General features: G+C 71.1%; 9 protein-coding genes. 7 read left to right on the plus strand and 2 right to left on the minus strand.

Features of this window, described 5'->3' with window-relative positions; all coding sequences use genetic code 11:
• The first annotated feature begins 659 nt into the window (after nucleotides 1–659).
• The 6 genes from BLQ91_RS29525 to BLQ91_RS29550 are packed head-to-tail and all read left to right on the plus strand — an operon-like array spanning nucleotide 660 to nucleotide 19,635.
• The gene (locus tag BLQ91_RS29525; RefSeq protein WP_090102043.1) at nucleotides 660–8,945 is read left to right on the plus strand and encodes a non-ribosomal peptide synthetase; all 8,286 of its coding nucleotides are present in this window, start codon (nucleotides 660–662) and stop codon (nucleotides 8,943–8,945) included.
• Nucleotides 8,942–14,392 carry a non-ribosomal peptide synthetase gene (locus BLQ91_RS29530; protein ID WP_090102045.1) on the plus strand — a complete coding sequence of 1,817 codons (5,451 nt, stop codon included), beginning with the start codon at nucleotides 8,942–8,944 and terminating at the stop codon, nucleotides 14,390–14,392. Before BLQ91_RS29525 ends, BLQ91_RS29530 begins: the two co-directional genes overlap by 4 nt.
• Nucleotides 14,389–15,510, plus strand: a complete 1,122-nt coding sequence (locus tag BLQ91_RS29535) for a saccharopine dehydrogenase NADP-binding domain-containing protein (protein ID WP_090102046.1) — start codon at nucleotides 14,389–14,391, stop codon at nucleotides 15,508–15,510. Before BLQ91_RS29530 ends, BLQ91_RS29535 begins: the two co-directional genes overlap by 4 nt.
• Nucleotides 15,507–16,679, plus strand: coding sequence for a Gfo/Idh/MocA family oxidoreductase (locus tag BLQ91_RS29540; RefSeq protein ID WP_245733891.1), 1,173 nt, complete (start codon nucleotides 15,507–15,509; stop codon nucleotides 16,677–16,679). Before BLQ91_RS29535 ends, BLQ91_RS29540 begins: the two co-directional genes overlap by 4 nt.
• Nucleotides 16,676–18,025, plus strand: a complete 1,350-nt coding sequence (locus BLQ91_RS29545) for a cytochrome P450 (RefSeq protein ID WP_090102048.1) — start codon at nucleotides 16,676–16,678, stop codon at nucleotides 18,023–18,025. Before BLQ91_RS29540 ends, BLQ91_RS29545 begins: the two co-directional genes overlap by 4 nt.
• Entirely contained in the window at nucleotides 18,022–19,635 is a 1,614-nt protein-coding gene (locus BLQ91_RS29550) for a (2,3-dihydroxybenzoyl)adenylate synthase (protein ID WP_090102049.1), read from the plus strand. Before BLQ91_RS29545 ends, BLQ91_RS29550 begins: the two co-directional genes overlap by 4 nt.
• Nucleotides 19,636–19,689: 54 nt before the next feature.
• Here the strand turns inward: BLQ91_RS29550 and BLQ91_RS29555 are convergent, their stop codons facing one another.
• Together BLQ91_RS29555 and BLQ91_RS29560 are read right to left on the minus strand one after the other, a co-directional pair.
• A complete protein-coding gene (locus BLQ91_RS29555; RefSeq protein WP_090102050.1) occupies nucleotides 19,690–21,012 on the minus strand; it encodes a salicylate synthase in 1,323 nt (440 codons plus the stop codon).
• Between the two features lie 54 nt (nucleotides 21,013–21,066).
• The gene (locus tag BLQ91_RS29560) at nucleotides 21,067–21,858 is read right to left on the minus strand and encodes a class I SAM-dependent methyltransferase (protein ID WP_090102051.1); all 792 of its coding nucleotides are present in this window, start codon (nucleotides 21,856–21,858) and stop codon (nucleotides 21,067–21,069) included.
• 1,394 nt (nucleotides 21,859–23,252) lie between these two features.
• Here BLQ91_RS29560 and BLQ91_RS41670 point away from each other — a divergent pair.
• Nucleotides 23,253–23,417, plus strand: coding sequence for a hypothetical protein (locus BLQ91_RS41670; RefSeq protein WP_176960014.1), 165 nt, complete (start codon nucleotides 23,253–23,255; stop codon nucleotides 23,415–23,417).
• Nucleotides 23,418–23,498 lie beyond the last annotated feature (81 nt).

The raw sequence follows: 23,498 nt of genomic DNA on the forward strand, positions 1-23,498 counted from the left end.
TTGCCGTCGGGTTGGGATTCATATCGGTTCGTTGAGGTCGAACTCGGCAACGTCCACCTCGTGTATACCGCCCGGCGTGCCGGACCGGGCGGTCAGTCACCCTGTGGGGACGGGAATGTGCCCATACAGCTGTAGTTCTGCCGGAGTGCGTCGCTGAGGGCGGTAATCGGATCAGTGCTGCGCACGTACCCGGTTTCGTCTTTTACGAGGTCTGACGGACGTTGCCGTCGCGCTCGGTCGACTGTTCTCGTCCGTTTCGATGGAGATGTACTGGAGTCGCCGTGAGTGATGATCCGTACCCAGACGAGTATTGCTTTTTTCGCTCAATGGGGTTGTCACGTGCATGGAGCACTGCGCCCGTCACGCGGAGCCTCCATCCTGCTCATGGTCGCGAGATCGACGTCCGGCGCCGCAGCTCCAGCCGTCCTGGGACGTGGTGCCTCCGCGCCCGTGACGAGTTCGCCCTCTGCTGATGCGGGCAGTCCGACGTCGGCAGCCATGGGTCGTGGCACGAACAGCATTGGAGGTTCGATGGCAGCGAAGCTGCGTGCGATACCGGGTTCTCTTCCCGTCCTGCCCGCGTCCCGCCGTTCCGCGTCGACCGCTGTGGCCGCCGGATGAGCTCAGGACTCGATGCGGCTCCACGGGGTGACGACGCGATGATCGGCACCACCTCCTTTCCCCGGTCGAAGGAGTTCCAGCCAGGTGAGGCGTGGCCGCGCGACATCGCCGACGTGTGTGAGCGCATCTGCCAGCTGACCGGACTGCGCCGCGACCAGGTCACCGAGGACGCCGACCTCGTAGCCCTCGGCGTCGACTCGATCTTCGTGTTGCGGATGGCGGCCCTGCTGCGCAGGCACGGCGTGCGGGTCGGATCCGGTGAGCTGGCGGCACAACCGACCCCGGCGGCCTGGTGGGCGGTCATCCGGCGGAGCCGGCTGCAGGAGCCGGCACCGCGGCCCGCACCCGTGCAGGCCGTGGACGAGTCGGCGCCGTTCCCGCTCGCCACGATGCAGCACGCGTTCTGGCTCGGCCGATCGCCCGGCCAGGAACTCGGCGGTGTCGCCGCGCACTTCTACACCGAGTTCGAGACCCGTGCGGGTGAGGGCGTCGACCCCGCCCGGCTCGCAAGCGCGGTGCGTGCGGTGGTCGAGCGGCACGGCATGCTGCGGGTCAGAGTGGGCGCGGACGGGATGCAGCGCATCGACGAGCGCGGGAACTGGCCCGGTCTCACCCTCCACGACCTGCGCGACCTCCCGGACGGCCAGGTGGAGGCGCGGCTGGCGGAAATCCGCACCAGGCTGTCGAACCGGGTCGTGGACCTCGCCGGGGGCAGGGTGCTCGACGTCGAACTGTCGCTGCTGGCCTCCGGGGGCAGCCGGATGCACCTGAACCTGGAAATGGTGGCGGCGGACGCGCTGAGCCTGCGCAACGTCCTCGCGGACCTCGCGCACCTGTACCAGGCGCCGCACGACCCGCTGCCGCCACTGCGCTGCAGCTACCCCCGCTATCTCGCCGAACGCGCGGCGGTGCGCCGCGGCACGAGAGAGCAAGCGCGCGCTTGGTGGAGTCACCGGCTACCGGAGCTGCCAGGCCCGCCCGCCTTGCCGGTGCGCTCCGGGGAGGGCGACACCGGCGCCTTCACCCGTCGCCACCACCGGCTTTCCGCTGATGACACCGCAAAGCTGCGGGAACGGGCCGGGGCACACCGTCTGACGCCGGCCGCCGTGCTCGCGGCGGCGTTCGCCGAGACCGTCGCGGCGTGGAGCGCGGTGGACAGGTTCCTGCTGAACCTGCCCGTGTTCGACCGGGAGCCGCTGCACGAGGACGTGGACAAGCTCGTCGGTGATTTCTCCAGCTCGATCCTGCTCGACGTGGACATGTCCGGTCCGTTGTCCTTCGCCGAACGGGCACACGGGGTGCAGGCGCGGTTGCGGGAGACGCTCGGCCAGGCCGGGTACACCGGCGTCGAGGTGCTGCGCGACCTGAGCAGGCTCAACGGTGGCGAACGCGTGCTCGCCCCGGTGGTCTACACCAGCGCGCTGGGTCTGGGCGAACTGTTCGACGCCGAGGTGCGGCGCTGTTTCGGCGAGCCGTGCTGGACGGGCTCCCAGGCGCCACAGGTGTGGCTCGACGCCCAGGTCACGGAGTTCGACGGTGGGATTCTCGTGAACTGGGACGCCCGTGACCGGATCTTCCCGGCGGGGGTGCTCGACGCGATGTTCGACGCCTACGTCGGTCTGGTCCGCGGCCTGCTCGACGGCGCCGCACGGTGGAACGAACCGGTTCCGTCGATGCTGCCGCTGCGGCAACGCGCGGTGCGGGAACGGGTCAACCGCACGGCGGAAGCCTCTGCCGGCACCCCGCTCCACGAGCGCTTCTTCGCCCACGCACGGGCTGTGCCGGACCGTGAGGCGCTGTTGTGGGACCAGGACGGCTCGATGACCTATGGGGAGTTGGCCACCAGGGCGCTGCGGGTCGCGCGACTGCTGCGCGCACAGGGCGTGGAAGTGGGCGACAGCGTCGGCGTCACCGTGCCCAAAGGCGTGGCACAGGTGGTGGCGGTGCTCGGTGTGCTGGCGGCCGGAGCCACCTACGTGCCGTCCGGTGTGGACGTTCCTCCGGCACGGCGGGCCGCCGTGCACCTCGCCGCAGGGGTGCGGTTCGTGCTCGTCGACCGGGCGACGGCGGTGACGGCGGCGGGTTCGACCGGCCCGGAACCGTTGGTGCTGGAGGATTCCGCCGCGTACGAACCGATGGCCGCGCCGGTGCCGGTCGATCCCGGCTCGCTGATGTACGTGATCTTCACGTCCGGCTCGACGGGGGTGCCCAAGGGAGTGGAGGTGTCGCACCGGGCGGTGGCGAACACCGTTGACGCGGTCAACGACCTGTTCGACGTCGGAGAGGCGGACCGCACGATCGCCCTGTCGGCACTGGACTTCGACCTGTCCGCGTACGACCTGTTCGCGTTCCTCGGGTTCGGGGGCAGCGTGGTGGTCCTGGACGAGGGCCGGCGGCGTGACGCCGCCGCGTGGGCCGAGCTGATCCGTCGCCGGCGCGTCACCGTGGTCAGCGCCGTTCCCGCGTTGCTGGACATGCTGCTCGTCGCGGCGGCCCAAGCCGGTCTGGGCGACTCGGTGCGACTGGTCATGCTCGGCGGTGACTGGGTCACCGTCGACCTGCCGCACCGGCTGCGGGAACTCGTGCCCGGCTGCCGGTTCGCCGGGTTGGGCGGCATGACCGAAGCGGCCATCCACGCCACCGTGTGCGAGGTGGACGAGGTCGATCCGGCGTGGCGTGCCGTTCCCTACGGCACGCCACTGCGGGGCGTCACCTGCCGGGTCGCGGACAGCAGGGGACGGGACTGCCCGGACTGGGTCTCCGGCGAGCTGTGGGTGAGCGGCGCGGGCCTCGCGGACGGCTACCGGGGTGATCCCGAGCGCACGGCGGAGAAGTTCGTCGAGCACGAGGGCCGCCGCTGGTACCGCACCGGCGACCTCACCCGCTACCTGCCGGACGGAACTCTGGAGTTCCTCGGCCGGACCGACCACCAGGTCAAGATCCGCGGTCACCGGATCGAGCTCGGCGAGATCGAGGCGGTGCTCGCCACCCACCCGCAGGTGGACAAGGCGGTCGCGACCGTCGTGCGGACCGCCTCCCGGCAACTCGCCGCGGCGGTGGTCGCCGCGGCGGAGGTGCGGCCGGCGGCGCTGCGGGCGTGGCTGGCTGACCGCGTGCCGGGCTATCTCGTGCCGGACCACCTCAGCGTCGTGGACGCCTTCCCGCTCACTCCCAACGGCAAGGTCGACCGCAAGGCGATCCACCGGGCGTTGGAGGACCGCGGCGGCCCGCGTTCCGGTGACCGGCTTCCGCTTCGCCCGGTCGAACACGCGGTCGCCGAAGTGTGGTGCGAGTTGCTCGACGTCGACGGCGTGGGCCCGGACGACGACTTCTTCGCCCTCGGCGGAGACAGCCTCCTGGCGACGCGGCTGATGCGCAGGCTCGGCGAGATCGGGCTGGCGGGCGCGGATCTGGCGGACCTGTTCGCCAAGCCGGTCCTGCGCGACTTCGCCGCACGGGTGACGCCGGGCGGTGCGGAGGCGCCGGTGGCCGTGCGACCGGACCCGGACCACCGCCACGACCCGTTCCCGCTCACCGACGTGCAACGGGCGTTCTGGATCGGGCGCGACGACCGCATCCCCCTCGGTGGCGTCGGTTCGCACTTCTACCTCGAACTCGACGGCGTCGACGTCGACCTGCCCCGGCTGGAGGAGGCGTGGAACCGGCTCGTCGCCCGGCACGAGATGCTGCGCGCCGTCATCGATGCCGACGCCACCCAACGGATCCTGCCCGAGGTCCCGCGCTACCGGATCCGCGCGGCCGACGCGGGCCACCGTCCGGAGGCCGTGCTGCACCGGCAGCGAATGTCGTTGTCCCACAAGCTCTTCGACACCGCGACGTGGCCGCTGTTCGAGATCCGCGCGGTGCACCACGTCAGAGGCGGACGGCGGCACACCCGGCTGCACGTCGGCCTCGACAGCATCGTGATGGACGGGCGCAGCATCATGGTGCTGCTGACGGAGTGGGCCAGGCTGAGCGCCGACCTCGACGCCGAGCTGCCGTCGCTCGGCCTGTCGTACCGCGACTACCTGCTCCAGGTGCGGCCGGACCCGGATCGGCTGGCGCAGGCGCAGGAGTACTGGCGCGAGCGCGTCCGTGAGCTGCCGCCACCGCCGGCGCTGCCCCTGGCCAAGGACCCGGCCGCGGCCGGCAGGCCGACGTTCCACCGGCTGCACCACCGTGTCGGCGTCGCCACGTGGACCAGGATCGCCGCTGTAGCCCGCGGGCACGGCCTCACCCCCAGCGCGGTCCTGCTCACCTGCTACGCGGAAGTGCTCGGCGCGTGGAGCGACCAACGCGACCTGACGGTCACCCTGACCCTGTTCGACCGGAGCGACGTGCACCCGGACGTGCACCACGTCGTCGGGGACTTCGCTTCGCTGCTGCTGCTCAGCCACTGCCGGCGTGACGGCGAGGCGTTCGCCGCGAGCGTCCGCGCGCTTCAGGAGCAACTCGGGCGCGGCCTCTCCCACCGGGAGGCGTCCGGCATCTGGGTGCTGCGCGAGCTGGCCCGGTGCGGCGGATCGGCGTCCGCGTCGATCCCCGTCGTGTTCACCAGCGTGCTCGGCGTCGGCGACGACGTGTCGCTGGACCTGCCCGCCCCGTTCCCGCACCAGGTCTACGGCGTCACGCAGACGCCTCAGGTCTGGCTCGACAACAAGGTGGCGGAGTCCGGCGGCGGGATCACCATCGACTGGGACGTCGTCGAGGACCTGTTTGCCGAAGGCGTCGTGGACGCGATGTTCGACTGCTACGTGCGGCTGGTCGAGAGCCTCGCCGAGGTCGACTGGTCCGTGCCGCCGGCGCCGTTGCCGACCCCGCACGACCGTGCGCTGCGGGACGCCGCGGTCCGCGCTCGGCCCACTGTTGACGAGGGGAGCTTCCACAAACCCCAGGTTCGTGAAAGCTCCCCTCATCACTCAACGGTGCAGCGGTGGCGGGGACCGGTCGAGGAGTCGGTCGCCCGCCTGTGGGGCGAGGTCCTCGGTGTGCCGGAGGTCCGGCGCTCCGACAGCTTCTTCGAGCTCGGCGGCGACAGCATCCTGGCCACCCGCCTGATGACCAGACTCCGCGCGGAGGGCCTGGCCGGCGCGCAACTCGCCCGCCTGTTCACCCACCCGGTCCTGCACGAGTTCGCGGCGACGATCACCCGTGGCGTGGCGAAGGCCGCCGGCGCGCTCGCCGCGGACGAGGAACACCGCCACGACCCGTTCCCGCTGACCGACGTCCAGGCGGCGTACTGGCTGGGCCGGTCGCCCGACTTCCAGCTCGGCGGGATCGGCGCCCAGCTCTACGTCGAGTACGAGCACGGGGAGCTGGACGTGCCCGGGCTGGAGCGGGCGTGGAACCGGTTGGTCGCCCGGCACGAGATGTTGCGGGTGGTGGTGACGCCGGACGGCACGCAGCGCATCCTGCCCGAGGTGCCGGCCTACGGCATCACGGTCGTCGATGGCGGCGACTCGCCGGAGGACGTGCTGGACCAGGTGCGGGACCGGATGTGCCACGGTGCCATCGACGCGGGGACCTGGCCGTTGTTCGACATCCGGGTGGTGACCCGTGCGGATGGCGGAGCACGGCTGTGCGTGGCGTTCGACAACATCGCCGTCGACGGGCTGAGCATCCTGACGCTGCTGTCCGAGTGGGAGCGCCTCCACCGCGACCCGCGGGCGGTGCTCCCGCCCATCGGCGTCTCCTTCCGCGACTACGTACTGGGTGGCGCTCCGGAACCGAGGGAGCTCGCCGAGGTGCTGGAGTACTGGCGTGGGCGGATGGCGGACCTGCCGCCGGGGCCGGAACTGCCGCTGAGGATCCGGCCCGCCGAAGTCGTCCGCCCTCGGTTCGTGCGCCGCGAGCGCCGCTTGGACGCCGCGAGATGGCGTGCCGTCACCGAGCGGGCGAGGGCGTTCAACGTGACACCCAGCGTCGTCCTGCTCTCCTGCTACACGCTCGTCCTCGGCGCGTGGAGCGCCAGTCGCGACCTGACCGTGAACATGACCCTGTTCGACCGGCGTGACGTGCACGCGGACATCAACCGCGTCGTCGGCGACTTCACCTCGCTCCTGCTGGTCGCGGACCGGCCGCGGCCGGAGGAGAGCTGGCTCGACCGGGTGCGACGCCTCCAGGAGCAGGTGTGGCGCGACCTCGACCACCAGCAGGTGTCGGCGGTCCGGGTCCTGCGCGAACTGGCCAAGGAGAACGCCCGCCTGGCGGAGGCCGTGCCGGTCGTGTTCACGAGCATGCTGGGCGTCGACGACGAGCTGGCCAGGTCGGTGCGCTGGCCGGACCACACCCGGTCGCAGACGCCGCAGGTGTGGCTCGACCACCAGGTCGTCGAGCTGCCGGAAGGGCTGCTGCTGAGCTGGGACTCGGTGGACGAACTGTTCCCGGCGGGTGTGGTCGACGCGATGCTCGGCGCGTACCACGACCTGGTGTCGTGGCTGGCCGAGGGCGACTGGACCGGCGCGACGCCCGACCTGCTGCCGGTCGATCAGCGGGCGGTGCGGGAGAAGGTCAACGACACGACCGGCCCCGAGCCGGAAAGCACCCTCGGCGGGGGTCTGTTGCACGGCGCGTTCTTCGAGCGGGCCGCGGCGCACCCCGACCGCATCGCCGTGGTGCAGAGCTGCGGTCTGCGGCTGAGCTACGGGGCACTCGCCCACAAGGCCCGTCAGGTGGCGGGGATGCTGGTCGAGCACGGCGTCGGCCCGGGAGATCCAGTCGCGGTGTGCCTGCCGAAGGGGGTCGAGCAGGTGGCCGCGCTGCTCGGCGTGCTGGCCGCCGGCGCGGCCTACGTGCCGGTCTCCGCCGACCAGCCGCCGCTGCGCGCCGCACGCATCCTCGACCGGGCCGGTGTCACGCTGCTGCTGGGCGGCGACGACGCGCCGCGACCGGACGGCGTGCGGTCGCTGCGGATCGGCGACGCGGAGCGGAGCGCGCCGGTCGAGGAGATCGGCGGAGACCCGGACGGGATGGCCTACGTCATCTTCACCTCGGGCTCGACCGGGGAGCCGAAGGGCGTCGAGATCCGCCACCGCAGTGCGGTGAACACACTCGCCGACCTGTGCGGCCGGTTCGGCATCGGCCGGGACGACCGCGTCCTGGCGCTGTCCGCCGCCGACTTCGACCTGTCCGTGTTCGACCTGTTCGGACTGCTCGGCAGCGGCGCGACGGTCGTCCTCGTCGCGGAGGACGAACGCCGGGACCCGCAGCGCTGGCTGGCGCTCGCGCCCGAGCACCGGGTGACGGTGTGGAACACCGTGCCCGCGGTGTTCGACATGCTGCTGACCGAGGCCGAGGCCGGCGCGGGACTGCCCGGCTCGCTGCGCCTGGTCCTGCTCTCGGGTGACTGGGTGGGGCTCGACCTGCCGGAACGGCTCGCGCGGCAGGCCGGTGGCGACCGGTGTGCCCTGGTCGCTCTCGGCGGCGCCACCGAGGCCTCGATCTGGTCCAACGCCTACGAGGTCGACGCCGTCGCACCGGACTGGGTGTCCATCCCGTACGGCTTCCCCCTGCGCAACCAGAGGTTCCGGGTGGTCGACGACACGGGCCGCGACCGGCCGGACTGGGTGCCGGGCGAACTGTGGATCGGCGGGACCGGGGTCGCTCGCGGCTACCGCAACGATCCCGGACTCACCGCTGCCAAGTTCGTCGAACACGACGGCATGTCCTGGTACCGCACCGGGGACGTGGGCCGCTACTGGCCGGACGGCACGCTGGAGTTCCTGGGCAGGCGGGACGGCCAGGTCAAGATCCGGGGCCACCGGATCGAACTCGGCGAGGTCGAAGCCGCCGTGTCGGCGTACCCGGGCGTCGGGCGTGCCGTCGCCGCTGTCGTGCCCGGCCGGGGGGACAAGCGACTCGTGGCGTTCGTGCGGGCGCAGGACGAGGATCAGCTCGTCGACCTGCCGCGGTTCCTCGCCGACCGGCTGCCGGTCCACGCCATCCCGAGGATCGTCCGGGTGTCCGGCTTTCCCTTGACCCCCAACGGAAAGGTCGACCGGGCCGCGTTGGCCGAGGGCCTGGTCCCGGCCGAAGCGGAGCCGGTCGGACAGGCGTTGCTGTCCGACCGCGAACGCACGCTCGCGGACCTCTGGGGCGACCTGCTCGATCGGACGCCGGGAGACCGGCACGACAACTTCTTCGCACTCGGTGGTGACTCCCTCAGCGCCACCAGGCTGATCCACGGGGTGCGCCGCGCGTTCGGCGTCACGCTGTCGCTGCGCGAGTTCTTCGCCGACCCCACCGTCGCACATCTCGCAGCCGCCGTCGGCCACGCGATCGCCCGGCAGGGCGAGGACATCGACTCGGAGGAAGGCAGCCTGTGAACATCACCGAACTGCTCACGGAGCTGGAGTGCCTCGGCGTCAGGTTGTGGGCCGACGAAGGCCGCCTGCGCTTCCGCGCGCCGCGCGGGGTGCTCACCGAGGAACGGCGAACAGCACTGCGCGAGCACAAGACCGAGGTGCTGCGCTTCGTGGAACGTGAGTCGGCGCTGCCGCGCATCGAACCGGACCCGGCCGGGCGGCACGACCCGTTCCCGCTCACCCCCGTGCAGTCCGCCTACCTCCTGGGGCGGCACCCCGCGTACCCCTACGGGGGCGCGGCCTGCACGAGCTACCTCGAGGTCGAGTTCTCCGCGGTCGAACCGGAGCGCGTCGAGGAGGCCTGGAACGAGCTCGTCGTCCGGCACGACATGCTGCGTGCCGTCGTCCACGGCGACGGCTACCAACTCGTGCTCCCGGAAGTGGACCACTACCGGATTCCGGTCACGGACCTCCGTGGCGCTCCGCCCGAGCGGGTGCAGGCACATCTGGACGCCTGCCGTGACGAGCTGACGGGCCGATTGGGTGACACCGCGGCGTGGCCGCTGTTCGCGCTGCGCGCCACCCGAGCCGACGACGTGACGATCGTGCACCTGGCGGTGGAGTTGCTGACCGTCGACGCGGCGAGCCTGCAGGCGCTGCTCGCCGAGCTGGCGGAGCTCGTCCACGGCGGTCCGGCGGTCTCGGCCCGGCCGCGGATCACCTTCCGCGACTACGTGCTCGCCGAGCGGAAGTTGCGCGACACACCGCGGTACCAGCGCGACCGGAAGTACTGGCTCGACCGGATCGAGGACCTTCCACCCGCGCCGGTGCTGCCCCTGTCCGAGCAGTGCGCACCGGCCGGCCCGGTGCGGTTCGACAGGTCGCACCGGTGGCTCACCGATGTCGAGCTGACGGGCCTGCGGGAACGGGCGCGCAGGCACGGCGTCACGGTGTCCGCGACCGTCCTCGCGGCCTATGCGGAGGTCATCGGCAGGTGGAGCCGCCATCGCCGGTTCACCCTGAACCTCCCGCTGTCCGGCCGGTGGCCGTTGCACGAGGAGGTCGACGCCCTGGTCGGTGACTTCTCCTCGGTCGGTCTGCTGGCCGTCGACCTGGACACGGCGGACACCTTCGCCGAGCGGGTCCACGCGATCTCGGCCAGGCTGTTCGACGACCTGGACCACCGGCTGTTCACCGGCGTGGACGTGCTGGGTGAGCTGACCCGCGAAGCCGGCAGCCCGGTGCTGATGCCGGTGGTGTTCACCAGCACGGCGGGGCTGGCCACCGGTCCGTCCGTCCGGGTGCGCCGCGGGCTCACCCAGACGCCCCAGGTGTGGATCGACTGCCAGGTCGCCGAGTACGACGGCGGTCTCGTGCTCGGGTGGGACGTGCGGCGGGGCGTGCTGGCCGACGGCGTCGCCGAGGACGCGTTCGAGGCGTTCAGCGGGCTGATCAGCGCCCTCGCGACCGACGACGACGCGTGGACCGACCGGTGTCCGGTGGGGTTGCCGGCCGCCCAGCGGCGGCGTCGCGAGCTGGTCAACGACACCGCCGCCGACCGTCCCGCGCGGCTGCTGCACGAGCCGGTGTTCGCCTGCGCCACCGCGCACCCCGACGAGGTCGCGGTGGTGTCGGGCGACACGGTGATGACCTTCGGCGAGCTCGCGGCGCGTGCCACCGACCTGGCGGGGAGGTTGCACGCGAGCGGGTGCGCGCCTGGCGAGCGGGTCGCGGTCGTGATGGACAAAGGGCCCGAACAGGTCGTGGCCGTGCTGGGCGTGCTGGCCGCGAGCGCGGTGTACCTGCCGATCGACGCGGGGCAGCCCGTCGCCCGGCGGGACCGAGTCCTGCACGACGCGGGGGTTCGGTTCGCGGTGACGAGGCCCGGTGACGACGTGGCACGGGATCTCCCCGTGCACGCGCTCGTCATCGATCTCACCGGCGAACCGGTGGGCGGCACCGCACCCGCCGTGCGGGCGGTGCCGTCGGACCCGGCCTACGTCGTCTACACCTCGGGATCGACCGGCGACCCGAAGGGCGTGGTGGTCAGCCACCGCGCCGCGGCCAACACCATCGACGACATCAACCGCCGCTTCGCCATCGGCCCCGCCGACCGGGTGCTGGGGATCGCCGGCCTCGGCTTCGACCTGTCCGTGTGGGACATCTTCGGCGTGCTCGGCGCAGGCGGCGGGCTCGTGCTGCCCGATGCCGGCCGGGCCGCCGACCCGTCGCACTGGGCCGAGGTGGTCGACCGGCACCACGTGACGCTGTGGAACACGGTCCCCGCCCAGCTGCAGATGCTCCAGTCGTACCTGGAATCGGAACCGGGGGCGGACATCTCCGGACTGCGGCTCGCGCTGCTGTCGGGCGACTGGATTCCGGTGGACCTGCCCGACCGGGTCCGCGCGAGGCACCCCCGGCTGAGGATGGTGAGCCTCGGCGGTGCGACCGAGGCCGCGATCTGGTCCATCTGGCACCCCATCGGTGACGTACCGCCGCACTGGCGGAGCATTCCCTACGGCACGCCCCTGGAGAACCAGACGTTCCACGTCCTGAACGACGCTCTGGAGGACTGCCCGGACCACGTGACCGGCGGCCTGTACATCGGCGGCACGGGCCTGGCGGAGGGCTACCTCGGCGACGCCGGGCGCACCGCCGAGCGGTTCGTCCTCCACCCGCGCACCGGGGAACGCCTCTACCGGACGGGGGACCTCGGCCGCTACCTGCCCGACGGCGCCATCGAGTTCTTGGGCCGCGAGGACAACCAGGTCAAGGTGCGCGGGCACCGGGTGGAGCTCGGCGACGTCGAGGCGGCGATGCGGTCACATCCCGCGGTCGCGGACGCGGTGGTGCTCGCGGTCGGGGAGCGGGACGCACGCAGGTTGGCCGGTTTCGCCGAACTGGCCGCCGGTGCCGGGCCGGCGGAACCGTCGTTCGCCCACGTGGCCGGCGTCGCGACCGCGATGGCGGACGAGGTCGAGGCGAAGATCGGCGGCGAGGACTTCGCAGCCCTGATGCGCGCCGTGGACGAGGTCGCGATCCTCTCGATCGCGGCGAGGCTGCGCGCCGACGGGTTGTTCGCCACCGACGCCGACCGGTGCGACCTGGCCGGGATCGCCGAGGCGGTCGGCGTCTCGGCGCGGCAGAGCAAGCTGCTGCGCCGGTGGATGGCGGCCCTCGTCGACGCGGGAGCGATCCACCTCGACCCCGGCACGGGGACGTACAGCGGTCTGGTCGCCGCGACGGACGAGGACGTCCGGGAGCTCTGGCGGCGGATCGAGGAGCTGAACGAGCGGGTCGGCTACGGCGCCGCGACCCTCGAGTACATCCGCATGTGCAGCAGCCGCCTGGACGAACTCCTCGACGGTCGGCTGGACGTGCGCGAGTTGCTGTTCCCCCAAGGGGAGGTCGGCGCGGCGCACGCCGTCTACCGGGAGAACCTGGTGGGCCACAGCGTGCACCAGATCATGATCGCGACCATCCGGGCGATCGCCTCCGGCCACCCGCACGGCGGGTTGCGGCTGCTGGAGGTCGGCGGCGGTGTCGCGGGCACCAGCACCGAGCTGATCCCCGCGCTGGCCGAGTTCGAGCCGGACTACCTGTTCACCGACATCTCCGAGTTCTTCCTGGGCGAGGCACGGGAGAAGTTCGCGGACTACCCGTGGGTCCGCTACGGCCGGTTCGACATCAACGTCGACGCCCGCGACCAGGGCGTGCTGCCCAACACCGCGGATGTCGTGCTGTGCGCGAACGTGCTGCACAACTCGCGGAACGCGGGCGAGGTCCTGGCGAGGCTGCGCGAGGTCCTGGCGCCGGGCGGCTGGCTCGTCTTCCTCGAACCGACCCGGCAGCACAACTACGCGCTGCTGGTGTCGATGGAGTTCGAGTTCTTCAGCGAGCTGACCGAGTTCACCGACCTGCGAAAGGACACCGGCCAGGCCTTCTTCACCAGGAGCCAGTGGCTCTCGCTGCTGGACGGGGCCGGCGCCCGCGACTCGCTGTGCCTGCCGCCGGCCGGGCACGTACTGGCCACGCCGGGGCAAGGGGTGTTCATGGCCCGGTTCGGCACCGATCGCGTCCGGCTGACCGGTGACGAGCTGCGCGAGCACCTGGAGAGCCAGGTGCCGGCGCACATGGTGCCGGCACGACTGGAACTGCTGGACACCATCCCGAGGACCGCCAACGGCAAGGTCGACCGAGCCGTGCTGACCGCGTGGGCGGACGCTCCCGGCAGCGACGACAGCGGGCCGGTCGAGGAGCCCGCGGACGACCTGGAGCGCCGGATCGCCGCGCTGTGGGCCGAGATGCTGGGCGTCGACCGCGTCGACCGCGGTGCGGACTTCTACTCGCTGGGCGGGGATTCGCTGCTGTTGTCGCGGATGGTCGGCAGGCTCCGCGAGCGCGAACCGGAGGCCGCCTCGCTGGAATGGCAGGAACTCCTGCGGCAGATGCTGCGCGACCCCACGGTGCGCGGTCTGGCCGCCTACCTCCGATCGTCCGGGGACGCGGCACCGGTCGAGAGGTCCGGGCGTTCTTCCCTGATGCGGCTGGCCGGTCCGGCCCGTGGCGGCGAGAACACCGCCACCTGGGTGCTGGTGCACGCGGGTTCCGGCACCCTGCAGCCGTACCAGCCGCTGCTGCCTCACCTGCGCGCGGCCTGTCCCGGCCGCCTGGTGGGTGTGCAGGTCGAGGATTACGACCGGTACCTCACGTTGCCGCCGGAGGTGGTCGTCGCCCGGCTCGCCGCCGACTACACGACGGAGCTGCTCGGCACCGGCAACCGGTTCCGGATCATCGGCTACTGCCTCGGCGGACTGCTGGCCACCGAGATCGCCCGCGGCCTGACCGAGTCCGGGGCAGTGGTGGACGGGCTGACCGTCATCAGCTCCTACCAGCCGCCCGCGGTCCACGACGAGCTGATGGTCGAGTACGTGTTCGCGCTGGCGATGGGCACGGACCTGGCCGCGGCCGGGCTGCTCGCGGACGTCGGCGTCTTCAGCGCCGCGGTCCGCTCGATCCTGGACCGGACGCCCGACCACGTCCCCGACGGCGCGCTCGCCGGACTGACGGGCCGCTTCGCCGACGTCGGCACGTGCTTCCAGGCGGTCGGCAGGAGAAGCCAGGAGGACCGCCTCAGCGCGCTGCACCGCGCCTCCGGCGCAGGCGGGGCCTACAACCCGGGCGACTGCTCCCTGACCGACTTCACCCGCCTGCACTCGGTGTTCCGGCAGAGCATGCTGGCCGTGTCCCGGCACCGCCCGGAGCCCTACCTCGGCCCGATCACGCTGCTGCGCAACAGCGACTCGTCGACGTTGCTCCCCGGCACCCGCGCCGACGTGGGCGAGTTCTGGCGGCGGATCTGCGTCGGCGACCTGACGGTGCACGACATCCCCGGCGACCACTTCGGCTGCGTGTCGGCCGCGCACGCCGCCGGTCTGGGCGCTCTGCTGACCGGCGCGGAGCTGTGAACGGGCCGGTGGCGGTGCTCGGAGCCGCCGGTCTGGTGGGCCGGTCGGTCGTGGGCGTCCTGCGCGAGCTGGGTGTCGGTGACGTGAAGGCCGGCGACCGGGACACCCGCTGGCTCGCCGAGGCCACCGAACACGTTCACGTCGACGCCGAAGACGCCGCGTCCCTGGCGCGGTTCTGCGCGGGCGCCGGACTCGTCCTCAACTGCGCAGGCCCGTCGTACCTGCTGCTGGACCGGGTCGCCAGGGCCGCGCTCGCCGCGGGAGCCCACTACGTCGACATCTCCGGCGACCGGCCGGTGCACCACCTGCTGGCGGCCTCCGGCGCGGTCGCCGGCCCGTCCAGGGTGGTCCTCTCGGCGGGGATGATGCCCGGACTCGCCAACCTGGTGCCGCACGTCCTGGCGGGAGGTGACCTCGCAGGCGCCGACCTGGTGGTGCACTCGGGTGGCATCGAGCGGTTCAGCCGCGCCGCGGCGGGTGACCTCGTGCTGTCGGTCGACGGTGTGGACGAAGCCCAGCAGGACGCGTACTGGTACGGCGAGGCACTCGCCGCCTGGCGTGACGGCCGGCCGGTCTCCGGCGCGCTGGCGCCCCTCGAGGACGTCGAGCTGCCCTACTTCCCCGGCCGGGTCTCCCTGGTGCCGTTCCTCACCGCCGACAGCGTGCGGCTGGCCCGGTCGGCAGGGCTCGCCTCCCTGGACTGGTTCACCGTGTTCACCGGCACCCGGCTGCGGCCCGCCCTGTCCCGGTTGCGGGGACGCGTGCCCCGCGAGCGTGCCGCGCTCGCTGCCGCCGCCGACGAGTTGATAGCGGCCGGCGAGGTGGACCGGGCAGGCCAGGATCCCTACTACCTCATGGTTTTCACCCTGTACACCGGATCTTCGGCGCGGACCGCCGTCCTGCGCACGACGAGCAGCTTCCGGCTGAGCGCCGCCACGGCCGCGCTCGCGGTCCGCGCGGTGCTCGACGGTTCGGTGCCGCCGGGTCTGCACCACGCGGACGAGGTGCTGGATCCCACGCAGACGCTGCGCGGCGTGCTCGAACTGGGTGCGTTGTCCGCGTTCGACGTGCACGACCACGACCGATGTTCCGAACCGATCGAGGAAGGGGTGCTGTGACGATTCGGCCTCGTGTACTGGTGTGCGGCACGTCGTTCGGCCGCGTCTACCTGCGTGCGGTGCACGACGATCCGACGGTCGAGCTCGCGGGCGTGCTGTCCAGGGGCAGCCAGGCGTCGCACCGGTACGCCGACGCGTACGGCGTGCCCTGCTACCGGGCTCCTGACGAGCTGCCCGACGACATCGACATCGCCTGCGTCGTCGTGCGCGCGGGAGTCGCCGGGGGATCGGGCGCCGAGCTGTCCCAACGGCTGATGGCACGGGGGATCCACGTGCTGCAGGAGCACCTGCTGCACCCGAAGGAACTGTCCGACTGCCTGCGCGTCGCCCGCCGGCACGAGGTCCGGTTCCGGGTGAACTCCTTCTACCCGCACGTGGCGGCCGTCCGGCGGTTCCTGCTCGCGGCACAGGCCATGCGCCGCCGCCAGCCGCCCTTGTTCGTGGACGCGATGGCGGGTGTCCAGGTCCTGTACCCGCTGCTCGACGTGATCGCCCGCGCGGTCGGCGGACCGCGGCCCTGGCGGTTCGCCGACCCGGCCCCTGCGCCACCCGCGCTGGACGAGCTGGCCCGCGTCCCCAGCCCCTACACCCACCTGCACGGCGTCGTCGGCGGGACGCCGGTGTCCCTGCGGGTGCAGAACCACATCCACCCGGCCGACCCGGACAACCACGCGCTGCTGCTGCACCGGCTCTCCCTGGTCTTCGAGTCCGGGGTGCTCACGCTCGCGGACACCCACGGGCCCGTGCTGTGGAGCCCCCGGATGCACAGCGAACGTGACGGAACCGGCCGTCTGATCATGGCAGGGCCGGGCACCGAGCGGCTGCAGGTGCCGGGCACCGAACCAGTGGGAGAGGGCACCGGCCCGACCTTCCGCGAGGTGTTCGACCGGGTGTGGCCGGACGCCGTGCGGGTGGCGCTGGGCGAGTTGCGCGCGGACATCGCCGACGAACAACGGTCGGCGAGGGCGGGCCAGTGGGCGCTCACCGTCGCCGGCATGTGGCAGGACCTCACCGGACGACTCGGCGAGCCGCGGTTCGTCCACCCGCGGTCCCCGGAGCGGGTGGACCTGCCGGAGCTGGTCGCCGCCGAAGCAATCCTGGAAGAGGACCCGTCGGCGAGCGGGGCGGCATCGCGAACCGAGGCGGCACCGCGGGCGGTGCTCCGATGACCACCACGCCGTTCCTGGCGCCGCTGCGCCGGACGCTCGGCTCGCTCAGCGAGCTGAAGGAGTTCTCCACCGACCCCTGCCGCGCGATGGACCGGCTGCACGCCCGCCACGGTCCGGTCTCCTGGCTGGGCGCGGGACCGGTCCGGTTCGCCCTGTTGCTCGGTCAGGAGAGCACGGGGTTCGTCCTCGCCCACCCCGAGCTGTTCAGCTGGCAGCGCGCCTTCGGCAGTCTCGTGCCGCTCGCCGGCCCCGGCGCGTTGCTGGTCAACGACGGAGAGCGGCACCGGCGACTCCGCAGACTCGTGCAACCGGCGTTCACCGCACGCAGGGCCGCCGGTCACACCGCCACGGTGCGGCGGCACGTCGACAGGGTCGTCGGCGCCTGGCGAGCCGGTGAGGTGGTCGAGGTGCACCGGCAGTTCCGGTTCGCCCTGCGCGACGCCATGGTGGAGATCCTCTTCGGGCCCGGTGCCCTCGCGCGCGCGGACAGTCTGCGGGGCCACCTCCAGACCATCCACCAAGCGGTCGACGCCGGCCCGCTGCTCCGCAAGGTGCAGGGCCTGGGAACACCGTCGTGGAAGCGTGCGGTCGCCGCCCGTGAGGCCGTCCGGTGCTGGGTGGCCGAGGAGGGCGAGCGGCGCAGGTCCGGGGGAGCGCCCGCGGGGGCTGACGTGATGTCCACGCTGCTCGCCGGTGGGGCAGAGGGGGTTCCTCCGCTGACCGACGACGAGATCTGCGACCAGCTGATCAGTTTCTGGGAAGCGGCGGCGGAGACGACGTCGGCGACCTTCGCCTGGTCCCTCTACTCCTCGCTGTCCGACCGTGCCGTGTGGGACGCCATCGCGGCCGAAGCGGGCTCCGGCGACGACCCGGTGGCTGCGCCGAACGGTTTGTCCTATGTAGACCGAGTGGTGCAGGAGACGCTGAGGCTGTACCCGGCCACCGTGGTGGTCGCGAGGGCGGTGGCGACGGAGTTCACCTTCGCGGGCCAACGGTTCCCGATCGGGACCAAGCTCCTCATCAGTCCGTACCACACCCACCGGCTGGAGAGCCTCTGGGAAGAACCGCTGCGCTTCGACCCCGGCAGGTGGGACACCACCCGGCCGGACTTCCGCAAGCCCCCTCCAGACGCGTTCCTCCCGTTCGGCGGCGGGCCGCACCGGTGTGTCGGCGCGATCCTGGCGACCACCGTGGTGAGGACCGCGCTCGCCAGGGTGGCCGGGCGGGCGGAACTGAGGCTGCTGCACGGAAACGCGGAGCCGTCCGGACTCATCGGCATGCGCCCCAAGCACGGGCTGACCGTGCAGGTGCGTGCCGTGGCATCGGCGAGGGAGGAGAGGCGATGACCGCCGACTTCGTCGCGTGGCCCGAGGCGGACGCGGCTCGGTACCGCGCCGCCGGGTACTGGAGGGGAGAGCCGTTCGCCCGGTTCCTGCAGCGGGTGACAGGGGAGTTCGGCGAGCGGACCGCCCTGGTCGACGATCGCGTCCGGCTGACGTACCGCGAACTCGCGGAGCGGGCGCGGCGAGTCGCCTGCGGTCTGCGTGCCCTCGGTGTCGCGGCCGGGGACAGGGTGCTCGTGCAGTTGCCCAACCGCACCGAGTTCGCGGTGCTGTGGTTCGCGCTGCACGAACTCGGCGCCGTGCCGGTGCACACCCAGCCCGGCCACCGGCACGCCGAGATGATCCACCTCGCCCGTCTGTCGCAAGCCGTCGCGTACGTCATCCCCGACGTCCACGCGAGGTTCGACTACCGGGAACTGGCATCGCTCGTGCGCGCGCATGTTCCGTCTCTGCGCCACGTCATCGTCGTCGGCGACCCCGGCGGTGGCTTCCTCGCCTTCGACGACCTGCTGTCGACGGCACCGGCACCGATGGCGAACGGGTCTCGGCCCGGAGACCTCGCAGTGCTCCTGCTCTCCGGTGGCACCACCGGGCAGCCCAAACTGGTACCCCGCACGCACGACGACTACCTCTACAACGCCAGGGCGGCGGCCGAGGTGTGCGGTCTGGACGAGGACTCGGTGTACCTGGCGGTCCTGCCCGTGGCGTTCAACTTCACCATGAGCTGCCCCGGAGTGCTCGGCGTGCTCGGCGCCGGCGGCACCGTGGTGCTCGCGGACAACCCCGACCCGTCGTACTGCTTCGACCTGATCGAGCGGGAGCGCGTGACGATCACGGCGATCAACCCGCTGCTCACCCCGGTGTGGCTGGACGAGGCGATCGCCGCGGCGGCGGACCTGTCGAGCCTCGAGGTCCTCCAGATCGGTGGTGCGCGGCTTTCCGACGACCTGGCGCGCCAAGTCGTCGAGGGGTTCGGCTGCACCCTCCAGCAGGTGTTCGGCATGGCGGAGGGCCTGCTGTGCATGACCAGGCTCGACGACTCTCCCGAGGTGATCGGGACGACGCAGGGCAAACCGGTGTCGGAAGCGGACGAAGTGCGCGTCGTCGACGAGTGCGGCGTCGGGGTACCGGAAGGGTGCGTCGGCGAACTGCTGACCAAAGGGCCGTACACACTGCGCGGCTACTACCGCGCCACCGAGCACAACGCCACGGCGTTCGTGGACGGCTTCTACCGCACCGGCGACCTGGTCCGGCGGCTGCCGTCGGGTCATCTCGTCGTGGTCGGACGCAGCAAGGACCAGATCAACCGCGCCGGCGAGAAGATCTCGGCACCCGAGGTCGAAGGCCATCTCCAAGCCCACCCCGCGGTCCGGCTGGCGGCGCTGCTGCCGGCGCCGGACCCGGTCCTCGGGGAGCGCTCGGTCGCCTTCATCGTGCCGAGCGGGGCGTGCGCTCCCACCCGCGAAGATCTCGTGACCTACCTGACGGCGTGCGGACTGGCTGCCTACAAGACGCTCGACGAGGTTCGCCTGCTGAACGAGATGCCGAGCACACCGGTCGGGAAGACGGACAAGCGGGAGCTGTCCCGCCTTCTGGCCGGCGCGGACGGGTAGTGGGGTTGATGAGGGGAGCTTTCCCGAACCTCGGGTTCGGGAAAGCTCCCCTCATCAACCCCGTCTCGCAGCCGGGACGAGGAAGCGCGCGACGCTGTCCAGCTTCTCGCAGGTCTCCTCGAACTCGCGGTCCGGTGTGGACTGCGCGACGATGCCCGCACCGGCGCGCAACCAGGTGCGGCCCCGCTCGCGGTACACCGACCTGAGCACCAGGGCGGCGTCGAGAGCACCGGATTGGTCCACGGTCATCACCGCGCCCCCGTAGAGGCCTCGAACTTCGGATTCGTGGCGCCGGATCGCGCCGTAGGCGGCTTCTTTCGGGACACCTGATGCCGTGACGGCGGGGAAGATCGCCCCGAGGGCGTCCCAGGCGTCGCGGCCGTCGGCGAGCCGCCCGACGACTTTCGAGGCGAGGTGTTGCACGGTGCCGCGTCGCTTCACCGACATCAGCTCCCGCACGTGCACGGAGCCGGGTTTGCAGAAGGACAGGAACTCGTCGTTGCCGACCTTCACCGAAATCGCGTGCTCGTAGATCTCCTTGGGATCGGTGAGCAGATCCCTGCGGTAACACTCGTTCAGCACTTCGTCATCGGAGAGCGCACGGGTGCCGGCCAGCGGCTGGCTCACCACCTCGCCGTCGGCGCTCACGGACGCGACGACCTCCGGGCTGAAGCCGGCCACCTCGACGCCGTCCAAGCGCACCAGGAAAGACCTCGCGGGCATGTTCGCCCGGCGCCCCAGCGCGTAGGTGGCGGTGAGGTCGATGTCGTCGGGCAGATCGACCACCCTGGAAAGGACGACCTTCTGCAACAGCCCCGCCTTGATCTCGTCGACGGCCCCCATGACGGCCGAGTGGTAGGCGTCAGCGTCCGTGTTGCGCACGTCCACGGGTTCGGGACGCGGCATGGCGTACGGCCTGGAATCGGTGAGCACATCGGTCAGGACGTCGGCTTCCGCCGGGTCGACCGTTCTGATCCGCGCCCACCCGTCGGTGACGCGGACCTCGCAGCGCGGCACCACCAGATGGACCAGACGCTGACCACCGAGCAGGTCCTGTTCGCCGTTCTTGACATAGGACAGTTCGAAGGCCGCCCACCCGTAGGCCCGCCAGCCGTCCACCCGCAGGTCCGAGAGCAAGGACCTGACGATGCTCAGCGGCCTGTCGTTCCAGGCGAGTGCCGTGTCGACGGTCCTGCCTCCGTTCCGGTCCAGGACCACCTGGGCGAGCACCCCGCCGGCGTAGGAGAACTCACGGTCCTTCTCGTAGATGACGTACTCGTCATGAAGCCCCGCTTCGGCCAAGCGCACCACCACGTCGAGCGGATCCCCGGTGACTGCGACCTTCGTCTCGGAGTAGTGCCGGGCTGCGGTGATCATGGTGATCTTCCTCGTTCGCGTGGACGGGGGAATGACCGGAGGCCCCGGTTCGCCTCATCGGCGGACGAGGACCCATGTCTCGTACAGCGTGTCGTTCGAAGCGGGTCGCGTCGTGTAGTTGTCGTAGACGGCCGCTTCGCGGAACCCCGCGGCCGCGGCCATGCGGCGGATCGCCTCGCGCTTGAACGCGTGGAGGTGGTAGACCTCCCGTTCCGCCCGGTACAGCCCAGGGGAGTCCGTCTCGATGAACTGGGTGGAGTGGTATTCGCAGTAGTCGGTGTCGGGATCGCTGTCGAACCGCCAGATCGCGGCCAGGTCGCCCAGGTCGACCGCGAGGTCTTGGTCGCGGAAGGCTTCTTTGAGCATGTGCCACGACATGAGGTCGAACATGAACGTGCGACCGCTCGGCAGGACGCGGGCCACTTCGGCGAACGTCCGGCCGAGCTGGCTCTCGCCGGCCATGTGGTTGAAGGCGGTGCCGGGGCACACGACTGCGTCGACCTGACGTCGAACGGGCAGGTCCGGCAGGTCGGCACGGATGAGCTCCACCTCGTCACCCAGCTCTTTCCGGGCCTGCGCGAGCATCGAGGGCGACCTGTCGACACCGGTGACGGAGAAACCCCGCTCGATCAGCACGCGCAAATTGCGGCCGAAGCCGCAGCAGAGTTCCAGCACGTCCCGTACCGGAGCCGCGTGGTTCGTCCAGATCCTCTCGAAGAAGTCGGCCATGGCGACCGGTGTGCGCTCGCCGGTCTTGTCGATGGCCCAATCAGCCAACCGCAGATGGATGTCGTCATAACCGGCATAAGGGTCGACGTAGTCCGCCGGAGGCGGTTGTGTCTGCATCGTGACTGCACTCTCCCGGGATGTGTTGCGCGCTGGGATCGGGACATGGCCGACACCGCCCAGAACGTTCGCCGGGGTGATTCACGTCCAGCAGGGCACCACGATGCACTCGTCCCACCGCGAATTCGCCCGGCGATGTCCTGGACCACGTCACCAGTGGATCACGGAGCGACCTCCGAGGCTGAGTCGAGGTGGAATCTTCACCTGATCGGTAACAATTCTTCGCGGATCGGTCGCGAGTGGTCACCGGTGACGGGATCGATGTCCTGGTGGTCTTCACCTTGCTGGTGCCCGGTTTTCCACGATCAGGGGTACAGCATTGTTAGCCCTGGAGGACGGGGCTGTACCTGATGACGGAGTCACACCAGAACGATGGGCTCGAATGGAATGCCTCGGACGGGCATCGCGTTGACGAACCAATCGCCGTCGCGCGGCGGGTCGCCGCTGCCCCGAGTGCGCCCTTGACCGACTACCCACCAGGGGTGAACCGAATGACCATGTCCGGTGCAGTACGCGTTCTGGTGATCGGCGGCGGCCCACCGCCGCCACTCTGCTGGCCCGCGAAGGGCTCGATGTGACCCTCGTGGAGAAGGCGGTCTTCCCGCACTACCACATCGGCGAATCACTCCTCCCGCCCTGCTGCCCGTCCTCGACCTGCTCGGTGCGCGGGAGAAGATCGACGCGTTCGGCTTCCAGTTCAAGGGGGTGGAGGTCAAGCGGCTGAGTTTCGATGGCGACCGGCCGCGGTCAGCCGTGTGGGCCTCGACCGACGGGGCGGTGCTCAGCATGATGTGCCGGCAACCGCCGGATCGGGCCTTCCTGGCGTGGCATCTCTGGCGACGTCGGATATCGCAACTGTTCGAGTACCTTTCCTCGGGTGACTGGACCGGGCGCTGACGTCGGCGGCGCGGTCACACCGCTCGCACGCTGCGACGCTGATGTGGATGCCGAGCATTTCGGTCAGAACCGCAGTGGGCCGGTCTGTGGCGAGTTTGCACAAGGCGGTGGATTGCGCTTGTCGCGGCCGCAGTCCGGCTGGTGAGTCGTTGGCTCAGATGGTGCGAGCTGATTAGTCGATCTTGCGCCTATCGAAATCCTGTAGCGACGCCGGTCCGGAGAGCGTCCGCAATTTCCGGCAGAGCTCATCATGTGGACGCTCATGTTGGCGGTTTGGCCGGACTGGCATTGATGACGCCTTCGTGCGTGAATCAACGCGTCCAGGGCGTTCGATTCAGGTGCGCCGCGTCTTTGTGTCACGTACGGTGACTGTTGCTTTCCCGTATGACAGTCCGAGCCGGATTGTTCCCACCCGCCGCAGCGTCGAGTTCGTGACGGATGCACTGCGGCGGCACCTGCGCGCGCCCATGACTCCCACTTTGCGAAGGAATGAACACATGTCCGTTGTCGTGCTGGTGTTGCTTCTCGCCGTCGTCATGACCGCCCTCGGTGTGATGGCGGCGATGGTCGTTGCGCAAGAACCGTTCTACGGCGTGGTTGGCCTCTTCATCATCTGCGGCCCAAGCTCACTGCTGGCGGTCCTGCACCTGGCAGTGGCCTGAGTCCGGCCGCCGGACCGTCGCGGTGAACTTCGCAGTGGCTTCGTGCCGGGCAGACCAGCCGCCGTGCACGCGTCACCAACG

Source organism: Lentzea jiangxiensis (assembly GCF_900104175.1).
GTDB classification, from domain to species: domain Bacteria; phylum Actinomycetota; class Actinomycetes; order Mycobacteriales; family Pseudonocardiaceae; genus Lentzea; species Lentzea jiangxiensis.

What these genes read in the sequence shown, in the direction of transcription:
- BLQ91_RS29525 (WP_090102043.1), top strand. Translation starts at nt 660, where the DNA reads ATGATCGGCACCACCTCCTTTCCCCGGTCGAAGGAGTTCCAGCCAGGT.
- BLQ91_RS29545 (WP_090102048.1), top strand. Translation starts at nt 16,676, where the DNA reads ATGACCACCACGCCGTTCCTGGCGCCGCTGCGCCGGACGCTCGGCTCG.
- BLQ91_RS29550 (WP_090102049.1), top strand. Translation starts at nt 18,022, where the DNA reads ATGACCGCCGACTTCGTCGCGTGGCCCGAGGCGGACGCGGCTCGGTAC.
- BLQ91_RS29555 (WP_090102050.1), bottom strand. Translation starts at nt 21,012, where the DNA reads ATGATCACCGCAGCCCGGCACTACTCCGAGACGAAGGTCGCAGTCACC.
- BLQ91_RS29560 (WP_090102051.1), bottom strand. Translation starts at nt 21,858, where the DNA reads ATGCAGACACAACCGCCTCCGGCGGACTACGTCGACCCTTATGCCGGT.
- BLQ91_RS41670 (WP_176960014.1), top strand. Translation starts at nt 23,253, where the DNA reads ATGTCCGTTGTCGTGCTGGTGTTGCTTCTCGCCGTCGTCATGACCGCC.